Raw genomic sequence first — 21,318 nt, 5'->3', positions numbered from 1 at the left:
GGAACCATCATGTCCGACAAAGAGCTGGCCGCTGCCATCATCGAAAAGGTGGGCGGCAAGGAAAACATCGTCTCGGTCCGTCACTGCGCCACCCGGCTGCGGCTGATCGTCACCGACAAAGACAAGATCGACACCCAGGCCGTGGAAGACCTGGACAACGTCAAGGGCTCGTTTTTCAACGCCGGCCAGTACCAGATCATCCTGGGCACCGGCCTGGTGAACCGCATCTACGACGAAGTGGTCAAGCTGGTGGGCCACGCCGACGCGGTGGCCTCCGGCTCCGACCAGCCCCAGCAGAAACCGGTCTACGGCAACGCCTTCCAGCGGGCGGTGCGGATGTTCTCGGACGTGTTCGTCCCCATCATCCCGGTGCTGGTGGCCACCGGTCTGTTCATGGGCCTGCGGGGCCTGCTGACCCAGGAGGCGGTCCTGAACGTCTTTGGCCTGACCGCCGCCGACGTCCCCGCCCAGCTGCTCACCTTCACCCAGATTCTCACCGACACCGCCTTCTCCTTCCTGCCGGCGCTGGTCTGCTGGTCCACCGGTACTTCGGCCCCGCCCTCCGCCGCTGGCACGGCGGGGGACAGCCGGTCTACTTCAAGCGGGGGTACAACACCTGCCACGAGGAGTGTTCGGTGCCCAACGTCTCCTTTGACGATTTTCCCTTTGAATACCCCGCCCGCAGCCGGGGGGACTTCCGGATTCCCGCCGTGGAGGCCGAGGCGGACGGAGTCCGTCACACCCAGCTGGACTTTGTATCCTGGCGGCCCCTGGAAGAAAAACCGGCCCTGGAAGGGCTGCCCGCCGCCTTTGCGGCCCTCGGCGAAAGCGTCGCCCTGGAAATCACCCTCTCCGACCCCGCCGCCGGGCTGACGGTGCGGCTGTATTACACCCTGTTCGCCGGGCTGGGGATTGTGGCCCGCCATCAGGTGGCGGAAAACACCGGCGCCCGGCCCCTGACCCTGCACAACCTGCAGAGCGCGTCTCTGGAACTTCCGGCCCTGCCCTGGGAGATGCTGACCCTCTACGGCACCCACGCCAAAGAGGCCAACGGGCAGCGGTTCCCGCTGCACCACGGGGTCCAGCGCATTGAGAGCGTCCGGGGGTCCAGCAGCCCCCAGCACCAGCCCTTTTTCGCCCTGCTCTCCCCCGACGTCACCGCCGACCGGGGGCTGGCGGTGGGGTTTCATCTGGTGTACAGCGGGAACTTTCTGGCACAGGCGGAGCTGGACCAGTTCGGGATGGTGCGGGCCCAGATCGGCCTGCACCCCGACGGATTCGCCTGGCAGCTGATGCCCGGGGAGCGGTTCACCTCCCCTGAGGCCATCCTCAACTGCACCACCGGCGGCCTCAACGGCCTGCGGCAGAACTTCCACCAGCTGTACCTCCATCACCTGATGCCGCCCCGGTTCGCGGAGGCGGAGCGGCCCATCCTTCTCAATTCCTGGGAGTCCATGTATTACGACGTGACCCTGTCCAAAATCGAGCGTCAGGCCGAGCTGGCCCGCCAGCTGGGGGTGGAACTGTTCGTGCTGGACGACGGGTGGTTCCGGAAGGGTAATTCCAGCCGGGATTCCATGGGAGACTGGCGGTGCAACCTGCGCAAGCTGCCCGGAGGCATTCCGGCGGCGGCCCGGATCGTCCACGGCAAAGGAATGAAGTTCGGCCTGTGGTTTGAGCCGGAGGCGGTCACCGCCGACAGCGATCTGTTCCGCCAGCATCCCGACTGGGTTTTGCAGACCCCCGGCTATTCCATGACCCAGGGCCGCCACGAATACCTGCTGGACCTGTCCCGGCCCGAGGTGGTGGACTATCTCTTTGACGTGCTGGACGGCTATCTGCAAAAGAGCGGCATCGACTACATCAAGTGGGACATGAACCGCCCCCTCACCGACTTTTGTTCCCTGGCCCCCGGCGCCCGCCAGGGGGAAACCGCCCACCGCTATGTGCTGGGTCTCTACCGGCTTTTGGAGCGGATCACCACCGCCTATCCCCGTCTGCTGATCGAGGGATGTTCCAGCGGCGGCGCACGCTTTGACCCCGGGATGCTCTATTATGTGGCCCAGAACTGGACCAGCGACAACACCGACGGCCACGACCGTCTGGCCATTCAGGCAGGGTACAGCCTGCTGTATCCGCCGGTGGCCATGGGGGCCCATGTCAGCATCACCCCCAACCACCAGACCGGCCGCGTCACCCCGCTGGACACCCGGTGGCAGGCGACCCGGCTGTTCAACCTGGGCTATGAGCTGGATCTGACCCTCCTCACCCCGGAGGAGCTTGCAGATCTGGCCGGGCAGATCGCCCAGCGGAAAGCCGAGCGCCGCTGGGTCCAGTCCAGCCGGTTTTTCACCCTGGACCTGCCCGGGCCCTACACCGGCTGGGCCGCTGTGGCCCGGGACGGCAGCCGGTGTCTGGTGCAGGTGTTCCAGACCCGGTACGACCCCCTCTTTGCCCACACGCCGGTGCGGCTGTCCTTCCTGGACAGAGACGGCCTCTATCGGGACGCTGCCTCGGGCCAGCTGTACGGCGGGGACGAGCTGGCCACCCTGGGCCTGACGGCCCCTCTGATCAAGCAGGACGACGCGGCCACGGTCTGGGAGCTCATCCGGGAACCGGGCTAAAACCGCCCTCATAACGCAAAAATCCGTACCTATGGCAGAAGGCGCCGGGGTACGGATTTTTTATGCAGTGGGAGGGGATGCCCTCACCAGAACTTTTTCTTTTTCATGAGATAGAGGCACAGCAGAACAATCAGGGCGCTGGCCACGATGACGGCGGGATAGCCATACTTCCAGGTCAGCTCCACCATGCCGGTAAAGTTCATGCCGTACCACCCGGCCACCAGGGACAGGGGCAGGAAGATGGTGGTGACGATGGTGAGAATCTTCATGATCCGGTTCTGCTGCAGGTCCATCTCCGCCTGGAACATCTCCCGCAGCTGCAAACCATATTCCCGCAGGGCCTTGGCCTCCTCCAGCAGGCGGCCCAGACGCTTTTCCACCCGGTGGAACATCTGTGCCTCGGCGTCGGACAAGTCGCCGTTTTCCTGCAATTCACAGACCAGCTCGTCCATCTGGGTATAGTACTTGATCCAGCGGGAAATTTCCTTCCGCAGGACCATCATGCCGGCGTTGAAGTTTTCCAGCCGGCCCGCCGAGACTTCGTCCTCCATCTGGGAGAGGCGGTCCTCCAAAGACTGCAGGTGGCGCAGATCCTTCTCCACCAGCAGGGCCAAAAAGCCGCAGAAAAAGCCGTTGGCGCTGGTTTCCTTCTGAGGGTTCTCCTTCCGCAGGCGCTGCACCATGGAGTGGGCCGTGCCGCTGTCGTCGCACAGCACCACCAGATCCCGGGACAGCAGATACCCAAAGGCAATGGGGTCCCCGTTTTTGGCCTGGCGGGGCGTCACAATGGTGCCGTTCCGGTACCCCCGCCGCACCTCTGCCTTGCAGATGCGGGCATCCCGGGCCAGGGGCGTATGGCAGACCAGGTGATCCCGGTCCTCCTGGTCCATCCTGCGGGACAGCTCCTCTGAGGTGAGAAGCAGCACCGTGCCGCCGGTTCCTTCTGCCGGCTCCTCTGCGGGCGCCAGGCCATCGGACAAATTGTATCGATACATCCAGTCCCCCATCCTTTCCGTTTACCAGATTGCTTCCACATCTTCCAGGGGAATGTCCAGCCGCTGCCCTTTCCCGATGCCCGGCCCCTGATGGGGCGCGTCCCGTTCCAGGCGCAGCAGCTGCGCCGCCGGGTCCACCTCCTGGACGTACCCGGTGACCGTCTCATAGCTGCCCACCGGCGGGTTTTCCGGGCGGAGGCGGTCGGGGCAGAAATACCGCACCGTCACCCCATCGCCCCGGGTCAGCCGGGCCAGCTTTTCGGACAGGGCGGCCTGTTCCTCTTCCGACAGGCCCGCCCTGGGCACGCGGCGGGTCCGGGCGCTCTCCTCCGACAGCTCCTCATCAAAGCCCCGCAGGGCGGCAAAGGGGCTGAAGATCTTGGCCCGGCTGCCCAGCGGCATCCGGGGATGTTTGCGGGAGGGTTCGGGGCGGGACAGGGGCAGAATATCCCCATACTTCTGCGCCGCGGCCCGGCCCTCCGGGGTGTCCTTCCAATCGGTCATCTTCTTCCCCTCTCATTCTGCCTTGTGGCCCCCAATCCGGCCGTTCCGGTCCCGCATGGTGGCCCCGTCCAGGTAGTTGGTGCCCTTCAAAATGGCGTTCTTGCCGAACTTCTTTTTCAGGCCCAGCATGGTCTCCTGGAGGCTCTTTTCCTTTTCCAGCTTGGAGGTATCGGTGAAGAAATCGGTCTGGAAAATTCCCTGATCCTTCACCACCCGGTTGGCCGTCAGGGTCAGCCGCCGGACCGTCAAATGAGGATTGGCGATCTGGTCAAACAGGTTCAGGACTGCCTCGCTGAGCTGGCTGCCCAGGTTGCTGGGGGCGTCCAGCCGGGTACTGCCGTGGGCGGGCTTGGGCAGGCTGCGTCCATACCGGTCCACCTGCACCGGCCCCCGATAGAGGCCGGTATCGCAATTTTCCCGGTCGTAGCCGATATCCAGGGTGAGCCCGTCGGTGACCAGGCCCTTGTCGGTCAGCTGGTAGACCATGCTGTCCACCATCTCCTGCACCACAATGCGGGCTTTCTCGCAGGGGTACGGGCAGGACAGCACCTGCCCTTCGCACAGGCTGTTGGATTCGGGACGGTAGGCGTTGATCTCCTTCATGCCGCAGGGTTCCAGACCCCAGGCGTGGTCGATGAGGATTTCCGCATTGACACCGAACTCCTGAAACAGCACCTCCTCACACTGGATGCTGGCCCGGGCCAGCTCTCCCATGGTGTGGATGCCGTGTTTTTCCAGGCGGCGCACCGTGCCGGGGCCCACCTGCCAGAAATCGGTCAGGGGCTTATGGTCCCACAGCAGATACCGGAAGGATTCTTCATCCAGCCGGGCAATCCGCACCCCGTCCTTGTCGGGGGCGGCGTGTTTGGCGGTGATATCCATGGCCAGCTTGGCCAGATAGAGATTGGTTCCAATTCCTGCCGTGGCGGTGATGCCGGTGGTGTACAGCACCTCCCGAATCATGGTTTTGGCCAGCTCGTGGGCGGTCATCTTGTAGTGGTCCAGATAGGGGGTGGCGTCGATGAACACCTCGTCAATGGAGTAGACCACCATGTCCTCGGGGGCCACATATTTCAGGTAGATGCCATAGACCTGCCGGGACACCTTCTCATAATAAGCCATCCGGGGCGGGGCCACCAGATAGGAAATTTCCAGGGTCGGGTCTTTGGCCAGGGCGCCGGCGTCGTAGGAGGGCTCGGACAGGCAGTATCTCCCCTCTTTCCGCGGGGCGGCGCCGCTGCGGATGGCGGCCCGCAGCCGGGCGGCATTGGCCTCCCGGACCTTCTGCACCACCTCGAACAGCCGCGCCCGGCCGGGGATGCCCAGGGCTTTCAGGGAGGGCGACACCGCCAGGCAGATGGTCTTTTCGGTGCGGCTGGCGTCCGCCACCACCAGGTTGGTGGTGAGAGGGTCCAGCCCCCGGGCGGCGCACTCCGCCGAGGCGTAATAGCTTTTCAGGTCGATGGCAAGGTATGTGCGCTGTTTCGGCATCCAAACTCCCCTCTTTGATTAGACCGTTTTCTCCACAAACCACCGGCCCAGCCGGCCGGTGAACCGCGGGTCAATGTGCTCGAAAAACAGCAGTTTCTCTTTGCCCTGGATCAGGACGGTGAAGCAGTCCCCCGGCAGGCTGCTGCCCGCCATTCCCGCCGGGCGGAAATCCCGCACCTGTTCAATGGGAAAGGTGCGGCCGTCCGCCCAGGTGATGGAAACCGGCTGCATATAGCCGGTGGAGTCGAACTCCGAAGTCACCTTCACATAAACCCGCCGGGTGCGGGGCCGGACGGACGCATCCGGGGTGCAGTGGCGCCTGAATTCCATCGAGATCACCTTCCAAACTCTGTATCAGCCCACAAAATGGATTCTGTCTCTATGGTATCACGTCTATGATTGGTTGTCAATGTTATATCGAGAACAACTATTTGTTTTGACGCATTTTCAACATCTGTTCCCGGATGGGGCTGGCCCCGCAAACAAAAAACGTGCCGATGACCCCCAAAGGGAAATCATCGGCACGTTCTATTTTAAGCTTTGCCCGGGGGGACTTGTCCCCCGCAGGGTTCAGGCCTGGGATCAGTCGTTCTTGGTTGCCTCAGAAACAGCGACAGCCACAGCGACGGTAGCGCCAACCATCGGGTTGTTGCCCATGCCCAGGAAGCCCATCATCTCGACGTGAGCGGGAACCGAGCTGGAGCCGGCGAACTGAGCGTCCGAGTGCATACGGCCCATGGTATCGGTCATGCCGTAGGAAGCGGGGCCAGCTGCCATGTTGTCGGGGTGCAGGGTACGGCCCGTGCCGCCGCCCGAAGCCACCGAGAAGTACTTCTTGCCCTGCTCGATGCACTCCTTCTTGTAAGTGCCGGCGACAGGATGCTGGAAGCGGGTGGGGTTGGTGGAGTTGCCGGTGATGGACACGTCCACCTTCTCCAGGTGCATGATGGCGACGCCCTCACGGACATCGTCGGCGCCGTAGCAGCGCACAGCTGCGCGCTCGCCCTTGGAGTAGGGAATCTCGCGGACGATGTTGACCTTGCCGGTGGCGTAGTCAAACTGGGTCTGCACGTAGGTGAAGCCGTTGATGCGGGAGATGATCTGTGCAGCATCCTTGCCCAGACCGTTCAGGATAACCCGCAGGGGCTTGGTACGGGACTTGTTGGCATTCTTCACGATGCCGATGGCGCCCTCAGCAGCAGCGAAAGACTCGTGGCCGGCCAGGAAGGCGAAGCACTCGGTCTCGTCGCGCAGCAGCATGGCTGCCAGGTTGCCGTGGCCCAGGCCGACCTTGCGGTCATCGGCCACAGAGCCGGGGATGCAGAAAGCCTGCAGGCCGATGCCGATGGCCTCGGCAGCCTCGGGAGCAGTCTTGCAGCCCTTCTTGATGGCGATAGCAGCGCCGACGGTGTAAGCCCAGCCGGCGTTCTCGAATGCGATGGGCTGGATCTCCTTCACGATCTTGTAGGGATCGAAGCCCTTGGAGGTGCAAATTTCCTTCGCCTGCTCCACCGACTCAATGCCGTACTCGTGCAGAACGGCGTTGATGTGGTCGATGCGGCGTTCATAACTTTCAAACAGTGCCATTTTCATCCGCCCCTTTATTCCACTCTGGGATCAATGTACTTGACTGCGTCTGCAAACTGTCCATACACGCCCTTGGCCTTCTCAACTGCCTCAGCAGCGTCCACGCCCTTCTTCAGTGCGTCGGTCAGCTTGCCCAAGTTCAAGAACTCGTATCCGATGATCTCATTGTTCTCGTTCAGGGCCAGCCGGGTCACATAGCCCTCGGCCATCTCCAGGTAACGGGAACCCTTCAGCTTGGTGCCGAACATGGTGCCCACCTGGCTGCGCAGGCCCTTGCCCAGGTCCTCCAGGCTGGCGCCGACGGGCAGGCCGCCCTCAGAGAAAGCGGTCTGGGTGCGGCCGTAGACGATCTGCAGGAACAGCTCGCGCATAGCCACGTTGATGGCGTCGCAGACCAGGTCGGTGTTCAGGGCCTCCAGAATGGTCTTGCCGGGCAGAATCTCGGAAGCCATTGCTGCAGAGTGGGTCATGCCGGAGCAGCCCAGGGTCTCCACCAGAGCCTCCTCGATGACGCCGTCCTTGACGTTCAGGGTCAGCTTGCAGGCGCCCTGCTGGGGGGCACACCAGCCCACACCATGAGTCAGACCGGAAATGTCCTTGATTTCCTTGGCCTGCACCCATTTACCCTCTTCGGGGATGGGAGCGGGGCCATGATATGCACCCTTCGTAACCGGGCACATATGCTCTACTTCGGTGGAATAGATCATAATATTACCTCCTTTTTTCAATGATGCCCTCCCGACGGCAAAACGCCTTGGCCCAGAGCAAAAAAGCTGACGGTTCCGCAGGCATCCTAAGCTTGCAGAAGTCGTCAGCTTACAATAAGCAAAGCACTTTAGGCATTCGCCACGTGAGAACTTCATTCCCGACCTGATTATAGCACATGTTCCCGGGTGATGCAACCCTCCTTTTTTCGATTTCTTTTTGGATCCGGCCCCGGACCGTCATCTTTCATCGAGCGTTCGCGGATTCACAGGGGTTTCACACGATAAATTTTTGACAATTTTTTTGAATTCCCCTGTCCCGGCCGGTCCGGGAGGGCCCGGACAGCGGGCGGGAACCGGCCTTCGGGGCGGTTTTCCGGGTGCAAAACGCCGCGGCGGGCGGGGCTTTTCTTACCTTAAAAGAAAAGCGCCGGCTTCCGGAAAGGAAAACCAGCGCTTTTGCTTTTGTCAAACCGAACCCGGGTTACGGCCGGGAAACGGTCCCGCTGCTCCAGTTGAAGATGCCCACCTCACTGGAATAGGAGGCCTTCACATTCTTGTAGGAAGTAGAACCCAGGGCAGACTGGACGATGAGTTCATGGGCCGTCACATCTTCCAGGGAGACGCTGCCCACCGCATTGCTCACCGTCACCTGTCCGGAGGCGGTGACGTTCTTGACCACCACGCCGCCGACGGCGCCTTCGATCTCAGCGTTCCCAATCTGGGAGTCCCGCACAGTTACCTGACCGACAGCGCTGGCGGTGTTCAGCTGATCCGCCTGGATGCCGCTGAGCTCCACCGTGTTGACAGCGGATTCCGCCGTCAGCTGGGAAGCCTTCACCCCCTCCACCGAAAGGGTCCCCACCGCCAACGCCACCGAAAGTTCCTGGTACTGCTTTTGGGGCAGGGTGATGACCAGATCATGGTCAGGCCGTCCGGAAACGGTTTTGCCGTCCATCCTAATCTTAAACAGGGATATGTTCTTCCCTTCGAATTCCTCCGTCGTTGTATGGATGCTCAGCAGGCCGTCCTCCACCGAAATGGTGTAGAGGGGCTTTTCGGTGGTGTCGGCGTAGTCCACCGTGATGTGGTCGGTGTCGGCGGTGCGGATGGTGACGTTGGAGATCGCGTCCTCCACGCTGATCCGGTCGATCTGCTGGGCCGTCTGGAACTGACGGGGCACAAGGTCAGCGTTTTCTTCTGCCGGGGGCGCAGCAAAACCGCACAGCAGACCGGCGCAAAGCAGGCCGCAAAGAACTCTGGATACCCATTTTGTTTTCATCAACACGATACTTCCTTTCTGATTTTGAAACCTTTTCCGGCCACGCCTCCCCGGGGGCCTTTGTTATTATTTAAGCACCCCGGCAGTACCCTTGCAACCTTTTTGCAGTGAAAGGCGGGAAACCGGCGGCCAACGACGGCTCCCGGTGCACAGGGCCGAACCGCTGTAGACGCCGTCCCGATTCCGGCGGTCATTAGGCCAGAGGGCCGCCGGGGCGGAGTACTCAGGATATTCCATAGCGTTCCAATGTCCTCCTTACAGTGATTCCAAAGGCCCCGGGCATCCTCCCCCTGCCCTTCTGAACACAGCAAGACCTCCCGCAGCAGGTTTCATTCTGCCGCAGGAGGTCTTTTTTCATGGTCTGAATCTTTTTACCGTCCCCGCATCTCCATGCCGCAGCGGATGGAACGAAGCAGGCGGCAGGCGGCGTCCAGGTACAGGTCCTCGCTGTGGGCCATGGCGTCCTCCAGACTCATGACGCCGCTGACGGTGGTTTCCACGCTGCAGATGCCGTGGCGGTAGATTTCCTCATAGCCGGCCAGCAGGCCGCCCACAATCGCTACCGCCGGCACCCCGGCGCGCTTGCAGCGCTCGCCCACGCCGGCGGGCACCTTGCCAAAAGAGGACTGCCAATCCATCCGGCCCTCGCCGGTGATGACCAGGTCTGCACCTTCCAGCTTTTGGTCAAAATGGATCAGGTCCAGCACCGTCTCAATGCCCGGCCTGCGCTGGGCGCCCAGAAAGGCCATCAGGGCAAAGCCCAGCCCGCCGGCGGCGCCGGCGCCAGGCTGAAAGGCGGCGCTGACGCCGGTCACCTGTTCCGCCAGGGCGGCGTAGCGGCTCATTCCCCGTTCCAGCTGCTCCACCATGGCGGGGTCGGCCCCCTTCTGGGGGCCAAAGGTATGGCTGGCGCCGCTGGGGCCCAGCAGCGGATTGGTCACATCGCACATCACCGTAAAGGCGGTTTGGGCGGCGGCGGGATGCAGGCCGCTCAGGTCAATGGTCTGCACCCGGGCCAGGTCGGCCCCGCAGCCTTCCAGCGGCTCCCCCTGTTCGTCCAGAAACCGCACACCCAGAGCCGCCAGGGCGCCCATGCCGCCATCGTTGGTGGCGCTGCCGCCCACCGCGATGGTGATATCCCGGATGCCCCGTTCCAGGGCGTCCCGGATCAGCTGGCCGGTGCCATAACTGGTGGCCTGCATGGGGTTGCGCTGTTCCGTGGGCACCAGAGGCAGGCCCGAGGCCTGGGCCATCTCGATGATGGCCCGTCCGCCGGGCAGCAGGCCATAGGATGCCTGCACCGGCGCGCCCATGGGGCCCCGGACTTCCACCGTCCGGACGCTTCCCTGCAGCTCGGCCACTATGGCCTCCATGGTCCCCTCTCCGCCGTCGGCCACCAGCATCCCCTCGGTGACCGCCTGGGGAAAGACCTGCCCCACCGCCTTTTCCAGCAGCTGGACAATGCGCTGTGAGGTCAGGGACCCTTTGAATGAATCCGATGCAAGCAAGATTTTCATTGCGGTTTTGCCTCCTCTGTCAAATCAGCCCGGCCGCGCCGGTCAGGCGGTCTGCTCCGCAGAGCAGGCCCTCCAACCGGGCGTGTCGGTTTCTTTTTGCGGTGATTCCGAGCCGGTCAGCCCTCCAGCACCAGAGAGGAGAAGGCGCGGCGGTACACTTCGGCTGCCTCCAGCAGCTTTTCGATGGACACCCGCTCGTTGGGCTGGTGCTCGGTGGTGGGGCTGTGGGGCATATTGGCGCCGAAGGCCACGCAGTTGTCAAAAGCCCGGGCAAAGGTGGCTCCGGCCGAGATATAGGGCTCGGTCTCGGCGTCCCCGGTGACTTCCCGGTAAGCCTGGAGCAATTTGGACACCAGCGGGCTGTCCAGGGGGACATGAATGGGGCGCAGCCAGTCAAATTCTTCCACCGTCAGGTGATAGGATGCGGCCTTTTCCCGGACAATGGCCAGGATTTCCTCTTTCTCCCGGGTTACCGGCAGCCGCAGATCCAGGGACAGGACCGCGCCCTTTTCATTCAGCGCAAACTTGCCCAGATTGACGGTGACCGGCCCGGAGAAGTCGGACAAATCCCCATCGGTGAAGCCCTCAAACCGGAACTTTCCATCCAGCACATCGCAGGCAAAGGCGATGGCGTCATGGGTGAAGCCGGCCCTGCGGAGGGCACGCAGCAAATTCAGGTTGGCGCTGACCCCTTTCCAGGGGTTTTTGGCGTGGGCGGTGATGCCCTCGGCCGAAACCTGGGTTTCGGTGCAGTGGAACGGAAGGCCCAGCTCCCCGAGCGCCTGCTCCACAGCGGCATTCCGGGGGCACTCGGCGTGGGAGGAGACGGCGTTCATGCTGTCGCCGCCCTGGCAGGGCAGGGCGAACGGCGCATCCGACTTCAGCTGCAGCTGCAGCAGGCCCTTTTCCGCGTAGGTCAGGGGGAAGGTGGAATCAGGCACAAAGCCGCTGACCGGCTTTTCCTCCCGGCCGCAGTAGGCGTGGATGGAATCCCACATGGTTTCCTCGTCGATGCCGAAGATAAACCGCACCCGCTTGTTCAGGGTGCGGCCCTCATCCAGCAGGGATTTCAGGGCATAGACGGCGGCCACGCTGGGCCCCTTGTCGTCCTGGGTGCCCCGGCCGCACAGCCAGTCCCCCTGGACCACGGGGCAGAAGGGGTCGTGATCCCAGCCGTCCTCCTGCCGGGCCTGCACCACATCCAGGTGGCACAGCACCCCAAAGAGTTCCCCTTCCCCGATTTCGGCATAGCCATACATCCCGTCGGGGGCCTTGAAGGTGCGGAACCCCAGCTCCGCCATCATGGACAAGGCCGCGTCCAGACAGTGGTCCACGGCGGGGCCGAAGGGATATTCGCTGCTCTCGGAAAAAACCGACGGAATCTCCACCAGCCGGCTGACGGCGGCGACGATTTCGTCCTGGTATTTACGCATCATCATACTGTGACTCCTGTGGCAAAAACTTGTTTTATACGGCACATACAGAGTCATTATAGCGGGTTCGGGCCGCATTTTCAATTATTTTCCGATTTCACATTGCATTTTTTTGCATTTTACGTTACTATAGGAAAGTGTGTGTCGCGGTGTACCGAAAAAAACAGGGCATGCGGCGCTGAATTTTCATTCAGGGAGTGAATGTTTTTTGGAAAATCAAAAGAAAAAAGCCATCCAGATGCCGCATACCTATGTGATCATCTTTGCGGTGGTGGTGCTCTGCGCCGTGCTGACCTACCTGATCCCGGTGGGCAGCTTCCAGACGCAGGAGGTCAGCTACATGGTGGGGGACACCGAAAAGACCCGCACCGTCATTGCGGCGGACAGCTTCGCCTACCAGCTGGACGAGGCCGGCAACCGGGTGCGCAACGGCGTGGCCCTGTTCGGCACCGAGGATTTCGGCGGCCAGGGCATGCTCAACTATGTGTTTGAGGGCCTGACCTCCGGCGACAAGACCGGCAGCGCCGTGGGCATTGTGGCCTTTATCCTGGTCATCGGCGGCGCCTTTGGCATTGTCATGCGGACCGGCGCAGTGGATGCCGGCATCCACGCCATGATCCGCAAAACCAAAGGCCGGGAAATCGTCCTGATTCCGGTGCTGTTCACCCTGTTCTCTCTGGGCGGAGCGGTCTTCGGCATGGGCGAAGAGGCCATTCCCTTTGCCATGGTCATTGTGCCCCTGACCATCGCCATGGGCTACGATGCGGTGGTGGCCGTCTGCGTCACCTATGTGGCCACCCAGATTGGTTTCGCCACCAGCTGGATGAACCCCTTCGGCCTGGCCATTGCCCAGGGCATCGCCGGGGTGCCGGTGCTGTCCGGCGCCGGGTTCCGGATTGTGATGTGGGTGGTGTTCACCCTGGCCGGCGTCCTCTTCACCATGGTATACGCCCACAAAATCAAGAAAAATCCCCGGTCCTCCATTGCCTATGAGAGCGACGCCTACTACCGCAACCAGATGACCCAGAGCGACGCCGCTTCGGCTCCCTTCACCCTGGGCCAGGGCCTGGTGCTGCTGACCATCCTGGTCACCATTGTCTGGACCGTCTGGGGCGTGGTGGTGAAAGGCTACTACATCCCCGAAATCGCCTCCCAGTTCTTTGTGATGGGCCTGGTGTCCGGCATCATCGGATGCATCTTCAAGCTGAACGACATGCGGGCCTCGGATATCGCCTCCTCCTTCCAGAGCGGCGCCGCCGACCTGGTGGGCGCAGCGCTGGTGGTGGGCATGGCCCAGGGCATTGTGATTGTGCTGGGCGGCACCGACCCCACCACACCCAGCGTCATGAACACCATCCTGTACACCCTGGGCAACCTGCTCAGCGGCGTGCCCGGTGTGCTGGCGGCCTGGCTCATGTATGTGTTCCAGAGCCTGTTCAACTTCGTGGTGGTCTCTGGCTCCGGCCAGGCCGCCCTCACCATGCCCATCATGGCGCCTCTGGCCGACCTGGCCGGCATCACCCGCCAGGTGGCCGTTCTGGCCTACCAGCTGGGCGACGGCCTGACCAACCTCATCGTCCCTACCTCCGGCTGCCTGCTGGGCGTCCTGGGTGTGGCCCGTCTGGAATGGGGCAAGTGGGCCAAGTTCCAGATTAAAATGCAGGGCATGCTCTTCGTGCTGTCCACCATCTTTGTGATTGCGGCCGTCATGATTGGTTTCGCCTGATCGAACTCTAACCCCCGGGCGCGGCTTTTCCTCAGCGGAAAAGCCGCGCTTTTTGTATTGCTTTGTGACCGGGCGGGCGCGGGCGCTCGCACGGTCCTGAAGTCATGACCCCCGGCAAAGTCGGGGGTCATGACTTATACGTTCTTCAAAAGAGTTAGGCACCTGTCAAAATTGGAGTTTGATTTTATCAAACCAATGTAGACTTTAATCCTGGGGATTTTTGCGCCATGACGGCAGGAAATCAGGACAACTTCATTGCCATCATAATACACCACCAAATGACCTATATGATCCCACAGCCAGTCCGCATCGTCAAAGGTTGGAATGCTGGAATAATAGAATAAAAACTTTGTTCCATCCATATGCTGCCGGATTTCATAACGATCCGGATATTCTGCAAGCGTCTTTCCCTTGGCAAAAGACAGGTCCGTAAACTCCCGTCTGTTGATTTGATACACACAGCCCTGTATCCCTTTGTCCCAGTCGTTGCGTTCTATTACATACGCTTCACGGAATTGGATTTCCCGCTCCTTGGAATCAGGGTCATACCAGGGGAAGGCTGTATTGGACAGGGTCTCCAGCTCCACATCGCCCTGGAGTACCATCACAGTCTGTTTTTCGTTCATTGCGAATTCTCCTTTGTTTTAAATGCTTTACAAAAGCACCGATAAGTCACCAGATCCATATCCGCAAAAATAATTTCCAGTGCGTAGTCAGAGTGTTCCCGCTTCCATCTCCTGACGGCATCCACTGCAACTGCAGCAGCCTCTGCTTTGGGATAACTGAATCTTCCGGTCGATATTGCAGAAAGGGCAATCGAGTGGAGACCGTGCTCTTTGGCCAAATTCAAAACGTTCTGGTATGTTTGAACCAGCAGCTCAGTATGCCCGGGCATTGGATAACGGGGGCCAACGGTGTGGATGATCCAGCGGGCAGCCAGGCGATAGCCGCCGGTCAACTTTGCCTCTGTGGTACAGCAGCCTCCCAGTGCACGGCACGCTTCCAGCAGCTGCGGCCCTGCGGCCCGATGGATCGCCATATCCACCTCTCCGCTCCCCAGTAAGGTCTCATCGGTCGCGTTGACGATGCAGTCACAGGGGATCTGCGTAATATCCCTCAGCTGAACCTGAATTCTGTCCTCACTTGTCTCACATCGGAAGCAGGGCGGCTGATCCTGTTCCGGAAGTCCGTTTTTCTGGAATTCTTCCCTGAGGGCCATCAAAATTTTACCCAGATGATTTTCTCCCGCGCCGGTCTTCAGGTCCACGCCCCAGAAGGTGTCGTGCCAGGTGTTTCCCTCCACCAGCTCCGCATCACCGGTTTCGGTCAGGAAGCGGGCCAGATGGAGGTTCTGTGCAAACTTTGCCCGGACAATTTTCTCCATTTCCTGTACTTTTACGGCCTCCCAGTCGGCACGCAGCGGGAGTTTTCTCCCCAGCTGCTTTGCATCCCGGGACCCCAATTCCGTAAAAAGCGCTCGGTCCTCTTGTCTCGCACATTTTGCCGCCTGATAAGCGGCCTCTGCACTGAGATACTCCAGCCCTTCCACCCTGACACAGACAGGATAAAAATTGCTCAGATAGTCATATTCCAGACGAAAACGATCAATTTTGTTCTTCATTCCAATCTTATCCTAAGGATATGTCCTGTTATAACTTGAAATCGGCAAGTATCTGCTTGTCAATACCGTTTTTTGTCTTCGCAGACGTCCGCATTCCAAAAAGGAAGACGATTGAGATCCTTCCAGCAGGTATATTCAATATTTGCCACATCTTCTGTAACATCAATCTGATTGCATCCATCCGTGTAAAACACTCTGGTTATTTTGCCTTCATCCAAGATAAAAAACCAGCGATAGAAGCGATTTTCATAAAGGTAATCCTCACTGTCGAAACAGGGAAACCGTTCTGCATAGCAGAAGACAGATCGACCATAGACGTCAGTATATACTCCGGAGACATTCGTCTCCTTACAGCACAGTTGCCTCCAATCTTGATAGATTTTCCCGTCGGCAGTAAATCTGCCGGGATAGCGAAATTTTCTTGAAGATTCAACAGGCACACGCGTTGCTGCCGGCTCTCCATTTTCATCTTGTTCGGCGCTTACCCATCGAATGCTTTGGGCAGAATACATAGATCGACTGTACCGAACCCTGGTTCCGTTGCCGAACACTTGGGGCTTCATATGAAATTGAGGGCGCTCTCTTTTTGTTTGGGAGGCAGTTGTTTTTTTAGTGAACAATTTTTTCAGGTCAAACATGGATCTTCCTCTCATCCAATCAGCCAGATTGGTAATGGTTCATGTCTGTAAACGTTTGATACACCAACCGATCCATACGCAGCTCCAGTTCCAGGTCAATCGGGCAAAGAGCATTTCTCAGAGATTGCAGTTGTTCCGGGGAGTATCTGCCTGGGCGAAAATAGGCCATCGTAATGTGTGGGGTTAGCCCGTATCCCAGCGGGACAATGGACTCCATCGCCGTATACAGGGCGTCCAAACGAAAAGCGGTTTCTTCATCTGCCGGCGCAAGCCCCAGAACCGTGCTAGTATTGACCATATTAAACAGCCAAGTTGCCTTCATCCGCAGCAGGGACTGCGCTCTCCACGAGGCAAGAAGGAATTCTGTTTGCTGTTTTGTTTCTTCCATTTTCCGGCACAGGTCAGCAGTTGGCTCTGTGCCGTTGAGCAAATCGTGGAGTGTCATATGAAAGGTATCGGGATGCAGCGGCTGAGATAGCATCTCCCCTGCCTTCATATACAGTTGCGATTGCAGCGCAGAGAGAATTTCTTTTGTCCGATCCTCCAGCAGAAACACCACCGTATTTCCATAAAACGGCAGAAAACTCCCATCCCTGCTCACTTTTTTCAGCAGATTGGGGTTGGTCTCAAATTCACTTTGTTCCGGCAGGCTGTGGGAGATATAATCTTCCAGTAAATTCAGCACAGAGATCCCTCCTGTTTGAGAAAGATCAGATTTTAAAACGGTAATACCCACGGGAGATTCGTTTCCCGGAGGGTATTGAGATTCCCGTCACCGTGATTTCAGTTTGTTGGATGAACAGTTCCACCGCGTTTCCTTCCACCCAGCAAGAGGGCTGAAGTGGTTCCTCTGGTTTCAATGTAGTGGGGTGAATTGACCCGGCATTGATATAGAGATTTCCGACTTTGTCCCGTTCGACGCAACCGGTCTGGCAGTTCAAGGAAAAATGGGTGTGCCCGGAAAGAAAAAGGACATTCTTTTGGGAATCCATAATTTGCTGCAGCGTTTGATTTCGGTTCAGATAGGGGGGATCTTTCGCCCCGCGGTTTGGCCGGTGGGTCGCCAAAGGGGCATGACACAAGATAATCCGATGCGTTGCGCGGCTGTCCTTCAGCCGGCCGGCCAACCATTCCAGCTGCGCTGATTCCGGGAAACGAAATCTGCGCCAATGGGTGGCGGCATTCAGTCCCAGGATCTCGGTATTTCCCAGAACCGCAGCATAAGCTCCGCTGCAATCCGTGCTGCAAATGCACCCTAGAATCCCTGCCCTGTCGAGCAGCTTCTGCTGTAAGGCAGGATAATCCCAGGTTCCCTCCTGAATCTGCGGCAGAGGAAAAACAGGATAGTCGTGATTTCCGGAAACAGTAAATACGGGTGTCCGGGGTGCTGCTTCAGTGACGCACTGCCAGAATAAAGCAAACTGCTCTGGGGTTCCGTCGTTGGTAATGTCTCCGGGGATGAGGATGCCATCACAGTCTTTTCCCAAAGAAAGCGCTTTCCGAATCTGCCAGGGCTTGCTGCTCAAATGCAGATCCGACAAAACCAGAAACCGCTGCGCAGGCTCTTCTGCAGGTGGACTTCCTGCCATGGGAATCGGCACCAGTACTTCCCCTGCAGAAGCAAGATCGGCAGAGACCGCCCGCATCAGCAAATGGGTTGCCTCCGCTGGCACAGCCCGCCCTCCGGTCATCTGATACGATCCTATTCCATTTGGTCCAATCGGAAAACAAGCAATTGGCGTCCAGTCAGGGAGCATTCCATATTGATCCGCCCAATAAATGCAGGCTGCTATGCATCCTTTTGCTTTTAGGCGATACCATCCATCTGCACATCCAGGGTATATTTGTTTAATGGTACCTTCCACATTTCATCCCCCTTTCTCTGGAAAAAGACGCACCACAACCAGCCGTATTGCTGTGGGGCACCGCCCTCAATCCCGTCCGGCTCCTTCGTATGTGACCTCCGTATATTTTTTCTCCCAGGCGATATCCCGGGGATCTTCTGCAACGGTGTATTCATTGACCTGGCAGTCATAATACAGATCTTCGGCAATCTCAGTAAGCACATCCAGCAGTTCCAGATTTCGGGTGTATTTTTCCGGGATCCGGGACAAACCCAGGTACGCGCCCAGGATGTTCCCGGTGATAGCGCCGGTGGAGTCGCTGTCGCCGCCGTGATTTACCGCCGCAGCCAATGCTTTGTCAAAGTCGTCCTGGTATTTCAGGGCGCAGTAGACGGCGACCGCCAGAGCTTCGTCTCCGCACCAGCCGGGTCCCAAAGCATGAATGGCTTCGAGATCGTTTCCTCCCTGTTTTGCCAGATCCACCGCCAGTTGGATCTTTTTCAAAAATTCTGGCAGATGGACCGCCCGAGGAAAAAGCCGCTGGATTGCATCCGTGCTGTCCCAAACCGCTTCCTCCAGAGAAATATCCTGGCTATGAGAAACCAGCCGGACAATATGCGCCAGCATTGCTGCGGGGATGTACCCCATTTCGTGGCCATGGGTCAGAGCGGCGGCATCCGCAGCTACCAAATCAACCGCCAGGCCCGCCATCTGAGAACTCCCCAGATACAGCCCCACCGGGGCCACCCGCATGACCCCGCCGCAGCCTTTGCTGTTATTGAGAGGAGTCTCAATGCTGCCCCGGCAGCCGGCTTCAATGGCGCTCATGCAGGTGTTTCCTGGGGCCCGCCGGGCATACAGCCCTGGAACATTCAGCAGCCAACAGAGCTTGAAATCCGTTTTTGCCGGAAAATTGCAGATTTGGGTTTTATACCATTCCTGATAGGCTTGGGCGATGTAATCCGGGTAAGAAGCCATAATGCCTCGCATACAGCCCCGGGTTCTGCCCGCCAGAAGGCCGTTGGCGGTGAACAAGGTCATTTGGGTGTCATCGGAAATCCGGCCAAGGCCACCCTGAAGCCGATATTCTGTAATACCGTCTTTCCCGTACCGGGAAAAAATGGCCTGCTCCGGCAGAAATTCCACTGCATAGCCCAGAGCATCGCCTGCGGCTCCGCCGATGAGACAGCCCAGAAATTTGTTCTTGTCCTTCGTCCTTGCCTTCCGGTCCAGCGCGGTATTCCAATCGCTCTGCCGGTCCGACTGCCGGATGGCATCCAGGCTGTGGGGCGGGGTTTCTGGCATCAGATGATGTTCCATGCAGTACCGTTCCAATCCCTGTACACAGTCTTCTATGATCTCTTTTCCCGCCAGCGAAGAAATCCACTCCTGGGGGATCGCATCGTAACCATAGTAAAGCCCGGCCAGTCCACCGGCAATGGCGGCTGTGGAGTCGGTATCATATCCCAAGTTGACACACCTGAGAACACAGTCCCGGTAGTTTTTCGTCCGGAGCAGGCACCAGAGAGCGGATTCCAAAGATTCCACCACATAACTGCCACTTCGGATGGATTCTTCTTTTCTTTGCGCGACAAACGGCAGGTGCTTCCAAATCGGCAGACAGCCTTCGAACCGGCTATGCCTGCCATACCACTCCAGCGCCTTCTCCACGCCGTCATATACGGCCATAGGGATGATTTCCCCGCCCAGAATATGACATGCAATGGAGATATAGATTCCGCAGGCAGATTGTGCCAGAGGATGCCGGTGGGTTAAGCCGGAAATGGTATGAATATCAGCCATTGCCCGGGAAGAATAAGCAACGTTTTTTCCATATTTTCCGTACAGAACAAAGGCAAGGGGCAGAATCCGCATCAGGGAGCCGTTTCCGTTTTCTTCCCTTTTGTTGCTGCCGCACAGTGCGGGAGTCACACCTTTTTGATACCGATGAATGGCTCTGGCACAGGTATGACCGAAGTCGAAACATCTTCCTCCCGGTGTATAAGCCCCTGTTTCAAACCACTGCCGAAACCGTTCCATGATATCATGGGTGTGAAAATATCCCGACTCAGCAATGCTTTTGGCCAAGCAAAGGGTCATGCTGCTGTCATCCGACCAAAACCCTGCAGCTTGTCCCCGAAGACCGCCATCCGACATCCCGGTAATGGGATTTTCTCGCAAATCTTCTCTGGTACGGCATTCTGCCGGCACTCCCAGCGCATCTGCCACACATAATCCATAGAGCCCATCCCGTATTTTTGTCATCTTTTCTCCTCCACCAATGGTTTTGGTCATCCAAAGCGAACCCTCAAGGAACTGTAGCATCGAAATGACTGGTGCTTTACTGCGAGCCGTTCAATAGAAACGGAGGTTTGTATGAACCGGTTTGTCCCATATGCCCCATGCAAAGATAAAGAACCTTAAACTCCAGAATGGCAGCCCCACCAATAAGACAGTCCAAAAATTGATTCAGGTTTTTGATGGTAACTTTTCGATCTAGCGTTATGTTCCAGCAGCTCTGCCGGCCGGCCCACCGAACCGTAGAGAAATCGCGTCCTCTCTTTGTGTTTGACGCTGCATACAAGGCGCCTTCTTTTAAATTTACTTCGTCACCGGAACAACACGTTCCAGCATTGCCTCCATGCTGCTGTTCAAGGCTGTAATGTTGGTTTTTAGAATACTGAAGGCATTGGAATATTGGGGATAATACTTTTTGCAGTAGGAAGCCATCGGGAGCAGGAACAGCTTTGTTTCTCGCAGATATTTCGCCATTTTTTCGTCTGTAAAAGTATAAAGACTTCCGCTGTTGTGCAACCGGTCCGCCAGTTTGATCAAGGCCGCTCTGGGGCACTTCTCGATTTTTCGAAAGTAAACGCCCAATTCCTGATCGTTCAGACCAGAACGTTTGCTGAGCAACGAAACAGTCTCCATCACCTCGGTGGAAATGCCATACTCTTCAACCAGGCTCTGGCCGCCATTGGGAAGAAGTTCCCCGCAGTCCTCCAGAACATCATGGAGAAGCGCCGCCGCCAGTGTGACATCGTCGTCGATTCCGTAACTGATCAGGGTAGAACAAACCTTCAGAGGATGTGTAAAATAGGGCATTCCGTCTTTGCGGTACTGCCCATCATGGAGTTTCCGGGCTACAGGCAGAGCAAGCATGGTCTGGGGCAATCTTCGGCCCATGGCATACCCTTTAATAAACATATAGGGTTTAATATATTGCATGGTGTCCTGCTCGCAATAGTTGTCGTTCATGTCAAATGCCATTTTCTCTGCCATTTTTCCTTTCCTCCTTTGCCTTGATTGATATCATAATACCGCACCCGTTTTTCCGGCGCTTCAATTTTTT

Annotated in this window: 18 protein-coding genes and 1 pseudogene; 3 read left to right on the top strand and 16 right to left on the bottom strand. The window is 58.6% G+C overall.

The annotated features are described in order from the left end of the window. Window positions 1–9: 9 nt before the first annotated feature. Window positions 10–543: pseudogene (locus B5G28_RS15130) on the top strand (PTS transporter subunit EIIB); the annotation flags it as partial. Then, window positions 531–2,624 (top strand): alpha-galactosidase, encoded by a 2,094-nt coding sequence (locus B5G28_RS04655; protein ID WP_343215542.1) that lies wholly within the window; start codon window positions 531–533, stop codon window positions 2,622–2,624. The pseudogene B5G28_RS15130 and the gene B5G28_RS04655, both read left to right, overlap by 13 nt. Before the next feature lie 83 nt (window positions 2,625–2,707). On the opposite strand, the gene B5G28_RS04650 is transcribed toward B5G28_RS04655, so the two are convergent. The 9 genes from B5G28_RS04650 to B5G28_RS04610 all read right to left on the bottom strand — a co-directional run bounded on the left by B5G28_RS04650 (window position 2,708) and on the right by B5G28_RS04610 (window position 12,143). Continuing rightward, entirely contained in the window at window positions 2,708–3,619 is a 912-nt protein-coding gene (locus tag B5G28_RS04650) for a CorA family divalent cation transporter (protein ID WP_087246560.1), read from the bottom strand. 21 nt (window positions 3,620–3,640) lie between these two features. Continuing rightward, a complete protein-coding gene (locus tag B5G28_RS04645; RefSeq protein WP_087246559.1) occupies window positions 3,641–4,123 on the bottom strand; it encodes a hypothetical protein in 483 nt (160 codons plus the stop codon). Between the two features lie 12 nt (window positions 4,124–4,135). Beyond that, window positions 4,136–5,614, bottom strand: coding sequence for a DNA methylase (locus tag B5G28_RS04640; RefSeq protein WP_087246558.1), 1,479 nt, complete (start codon window positions 5,612–5,614; stop codon window positions 4,136–4,138). Window positions 5,615–5,632: 18 nt separating this feature from the next. After that, on the bottom strand, window positions 5,633–5,944 hold the full coding sequence (locus B5G28_RS04635) for a hypothetical protein (protein WP_087246557.1): 312 nt from the start codon (window positions 5,942–5,944) through the stop codon (window positions 5,633–5,635). A 252-nt stretch (window positions 5,945–6,196) separates the two neighbouring features. Then, window positions 6,197–7,201 carry a GGGtGRT protein gene (locus B5G28_RS04630; protein WP_087246597.1) on the bottom strand — a complete coding sequence of 335 codons (1,005 nt, stop codon included), beginning with the start codon at window positions 7,199–7,201 and terminating at the stop codon, window positions 6,197–6,199. 14 nt (window positions 7,202–7,215) lie between these two features. Continuing rightward, entirely contained in the window at window positions 7,216–7,908 is a 693-nt protein-coding gene (locus B5G28_RS04625; protein ID WP_087246556.1) for a hypothetical protein, read from the bottom strand. A 481-nt stretch (window positions 7,909–8,389) separates the two neighbouring features. Continuing rightward, the gene (locus B5G28_RS04620; protein WP_087246555.1) at window positions 8,390–9,187 is read right to left on the bottom strand and encodes a DUF4097 family beta strand repeat-containing protein; all 798 of its coding nucleotides are present in this window, start codon (window positions 9,185–9,187) and stop codon (window positions 8,390–8,392) included. A 371-nt stretch (window positions 9,188–9,558) separates the two neighbouring features. Then, window positions 9,559–10,704 (bottom strand): glycerate kinase, encoded by a 1,146-nt coding sequence (locus B5G28_RS04615; protein ID WP_087246554.1) that lies wholly within the window; start codon window positions 10,702–10,704, stop codon window positions 9,559–9,561. A gap of 116 nt (window positions 10,705–10,820) precedes the next feature. Then, window positions 10,821–12,143, bottom strand: a complete 1,323-nt coding sequence (locus tag B5G28_RS04610) for a Sapep family Mn(2+)-dependent dipeptidase (protein WP_158098871.1) — start codon at window positions 12,141–12,143, stop codon at window positions 10,821–10,823. Window positions 12,144–12,345: 202 nt separating this feature from the next. On the opposite strand from B5G28_RS04610, the gene yfcC reads away from it, so the two are divergent. After that, window positions 12,346–13,863 carry a putative basic amino acid antiporter YfcC gene (gene yfcC / locus B5G28_RS04605; protein WP_087246552.1) on the top strand — a complete coding sequence of 506 codons (1,518 nt, stop codon included), beginning with the start codon at window positions 12,346–12,348 and terminating at the stop codon, window positions 13,861–13,863. 134 nt (window positions 13,864–13,997) lie between these two features. On the opposite strand, the gene B5G28_RS04600 is transcribed toward yfcC, so the two are convergent. The 7 genes from B5G28_RS04600 to B5G28_RS04575 form a co-directional block, all read right to left on the bottom strand. Further along, window positions 13,998–14,489 (bottom strand): hypothetical protein, encoded by a 492-nt coding sequence (locus B5G28_RS04600; RefSeq protein ID WP_087246551.1) that lies wholly within the window; start codon window positions 14,487–14,489, stop codon window positions 13,998–14,000. Further along, complete coding sequence (locus tag B5G28_RS14935; RefSeq protein WP_087246550.1) at window positions 14,486–15,484, bottom strand: macro domain-containing protein; 999 nt, start codon at window positions 15,482–15,484, stop codon at window positions 14,486–14,488. Before B5G28_RS14935 ends, B5G28_RS04600 begins: the two co-directional genes overlap by 4 nt. A 59-nt stretch (window positions 15,485–15,543) precedes the next feature. Continuing rightward, entirely contained in the window at window positions 15,544–16,122 is a 579-nt protein-coding gene (locus tag B5G28_RS14390) for a hypothetical protein (protein ID WP_144265474.1), read from the bottom strand. Window positions 16,123–16,141: 19 nt separating this feature from the next. Continuing rightward, a complete protein-coding gene (locus tag B5G28_RS04590) occupies window positions 16,142–16,807 on the bottom strand; it encodes a hypothetical protein (protein ID WP_087246549.1) in 666 nt (221 codons plus the stop codon). Window positions 16,808–16,832: 25 nt separating this feature from the next. Continuing rightward, complete coding sequence (locus tag B5G28_RS04585) at window positions 16,833–17,987, bottom strand: metallophosphoesterase (RefSeq protein WP_144265473.1); 1,155 nt, start codon at window positions 17,985–17,987, stop codon at window positions 16,833–16,835. Between the two features lie 66 nt (window positions 17,988–18,053). Then, the gene (locus tag B5G28_RS04580; protein ID WP_158099576.1) at window positions 18,054–20,261 is read right to left on the bottom strand and encodes an ADP-ribosylglycohydrolase family protein; all 2,208 of its coding nucleotides are present in this window, start codon (window positions 20,259–20,261) and stop codon (window positions 18,054–18,056) included. Between the two features lie 306 nt (window positions 20,262–20,567). Continuing rightward, window positions 20,568–21,248, bottom strand: coding sequence for an HD domain-containing protein (locus B5G28_RS04575; protein WP_087246546.1), 681 nt, complete (start codon window positions 21,246–21,248; stop codon window positions 20,568–20,570). Window positions 21,249–21,318: the final 70 nt, after the last annotated feature.

Origin of the sequence: Faecalibacterium sp. An77, from assembly GCF_002161315.1 — a bacterium.
Taxonomy (GTDB): domain Bacteria; phylum Bacillota; class Clostridia; order Oscillospirales; family Ruminococcaceae; genus Faecalibacterium.
The sequence above is the reverse complement of the archived record's forward strand: the minus strand, read 5'-3'. Positions and strand labels throughout refer to the sequence as shown.

What these genes read in the sequence shown, in the direction of transcription:
- B5G28_RS04650 (WP_087246560.1), bottom strand. Translation starts at nt 3,619, where the DNA reads ATGTATCGATACAATTTGTCCGATGGCCTGGCGCCCGCAGAGGAGCCG.
- B5G28_RS04645 (WP_087246559.1), bottom strand. Translation starts at nt 4,123, where the DNA reads ATGACCGATTGGAAGGACACCCCGGAGGGCCGGGCCGCGGCGCAGAAG.
- B5G28_RS04640 (WP_087246558.1), bottom strand. Translation starts at nt 5,614, where the DNA reads ATGCCGAAACAGCGCACATACCTTGCCATCGACCTGAAAAGCTATTAC.
- B5G28_RS04635 (WP_087246557.1), bottom strand. Translation starts at nt 5,944, where the DNA reads ATGGAATTCAGGCGCCACTGCACCCCGGATGCGTCCGTCCGGCCCCGC.
- B5G28_RS04630 (WP_087246597.1), bottom strand. Translation starts at nt 7,201, where the DNA reads ATGGCACTGTTTGAAAGTTATGAACGCCGCATCGACCACATCAACGCC.
- B5G28_RS04625 (WP_087246556.1), bottom strand. Translation starts at nt 7,908, where the DNA reads ATGATCTATTCCACCGAAGTAGAGCATATGTGCCCGGTTACGAAGGGT.
- B5G28_RS04620 (WP_087246555.1), bottom strand. Translation starts at nt 9,187, where the DNA reads ATGAAAACAAAATGGGTATCCAGAGTTCTTTGCGGCCTGCTTTGCGCC.
- B5G28_RS04615 (WP_087246554.1), bottom strand. Translation starts at nt 10,704, where the DNA reads ATGAAAATCTTGCTTGCATCGGATTCATTCAAAGGGTCCCTGACCTCA.
- B5G28_RS04610 (WP_158098871.1), bottom strand. Translation starts at nt 12,143, where the DNA reads ATGATGATGCGTAAATACCAGGACGAAATCGTCGCCGCCGTCAGCCGG.
- B5G28_RS04600 (WP_087246551.1), bottom strand. Translation starts at nt 14,489, where the DNA reads ATGAACGAAAAACAGACTGTGATGGTACTCCAGGGCGATGTGGAGCTG.
- B5G28_RS14935 (WP_087246550.1), bottom strand. Translation starts at nt 15,484, where the DNA reads ATGAAGAACAAAATTGATCGTTTTCGTCTGGAATATGACTATCTGAGC.
- B5G28_RS14390 (WP_144265474.1), bottom strand. Translation starts at nt 16,122, where the DNA reads ATGTTTGACCTGAAAAAATTGTTCACTAAAAAAACAACTGCCTCCCAA.
- B5G28_RS04580 (WP_158099576.1), bottom strand. Translation starts at nt 20,261, where the DNA reads ATGACCAAAACCATTGGTGGAGGAGAAAAGATGACAAAAATACGGGAT.
- B5G28_RS04575 (WP_087246546.1), bottom strand. Translation starts at nt 21,248, where the DNA reads ATGGCAGAGAAAATGGCATTTGACATGAACGACAACTATTGCGAGCAG.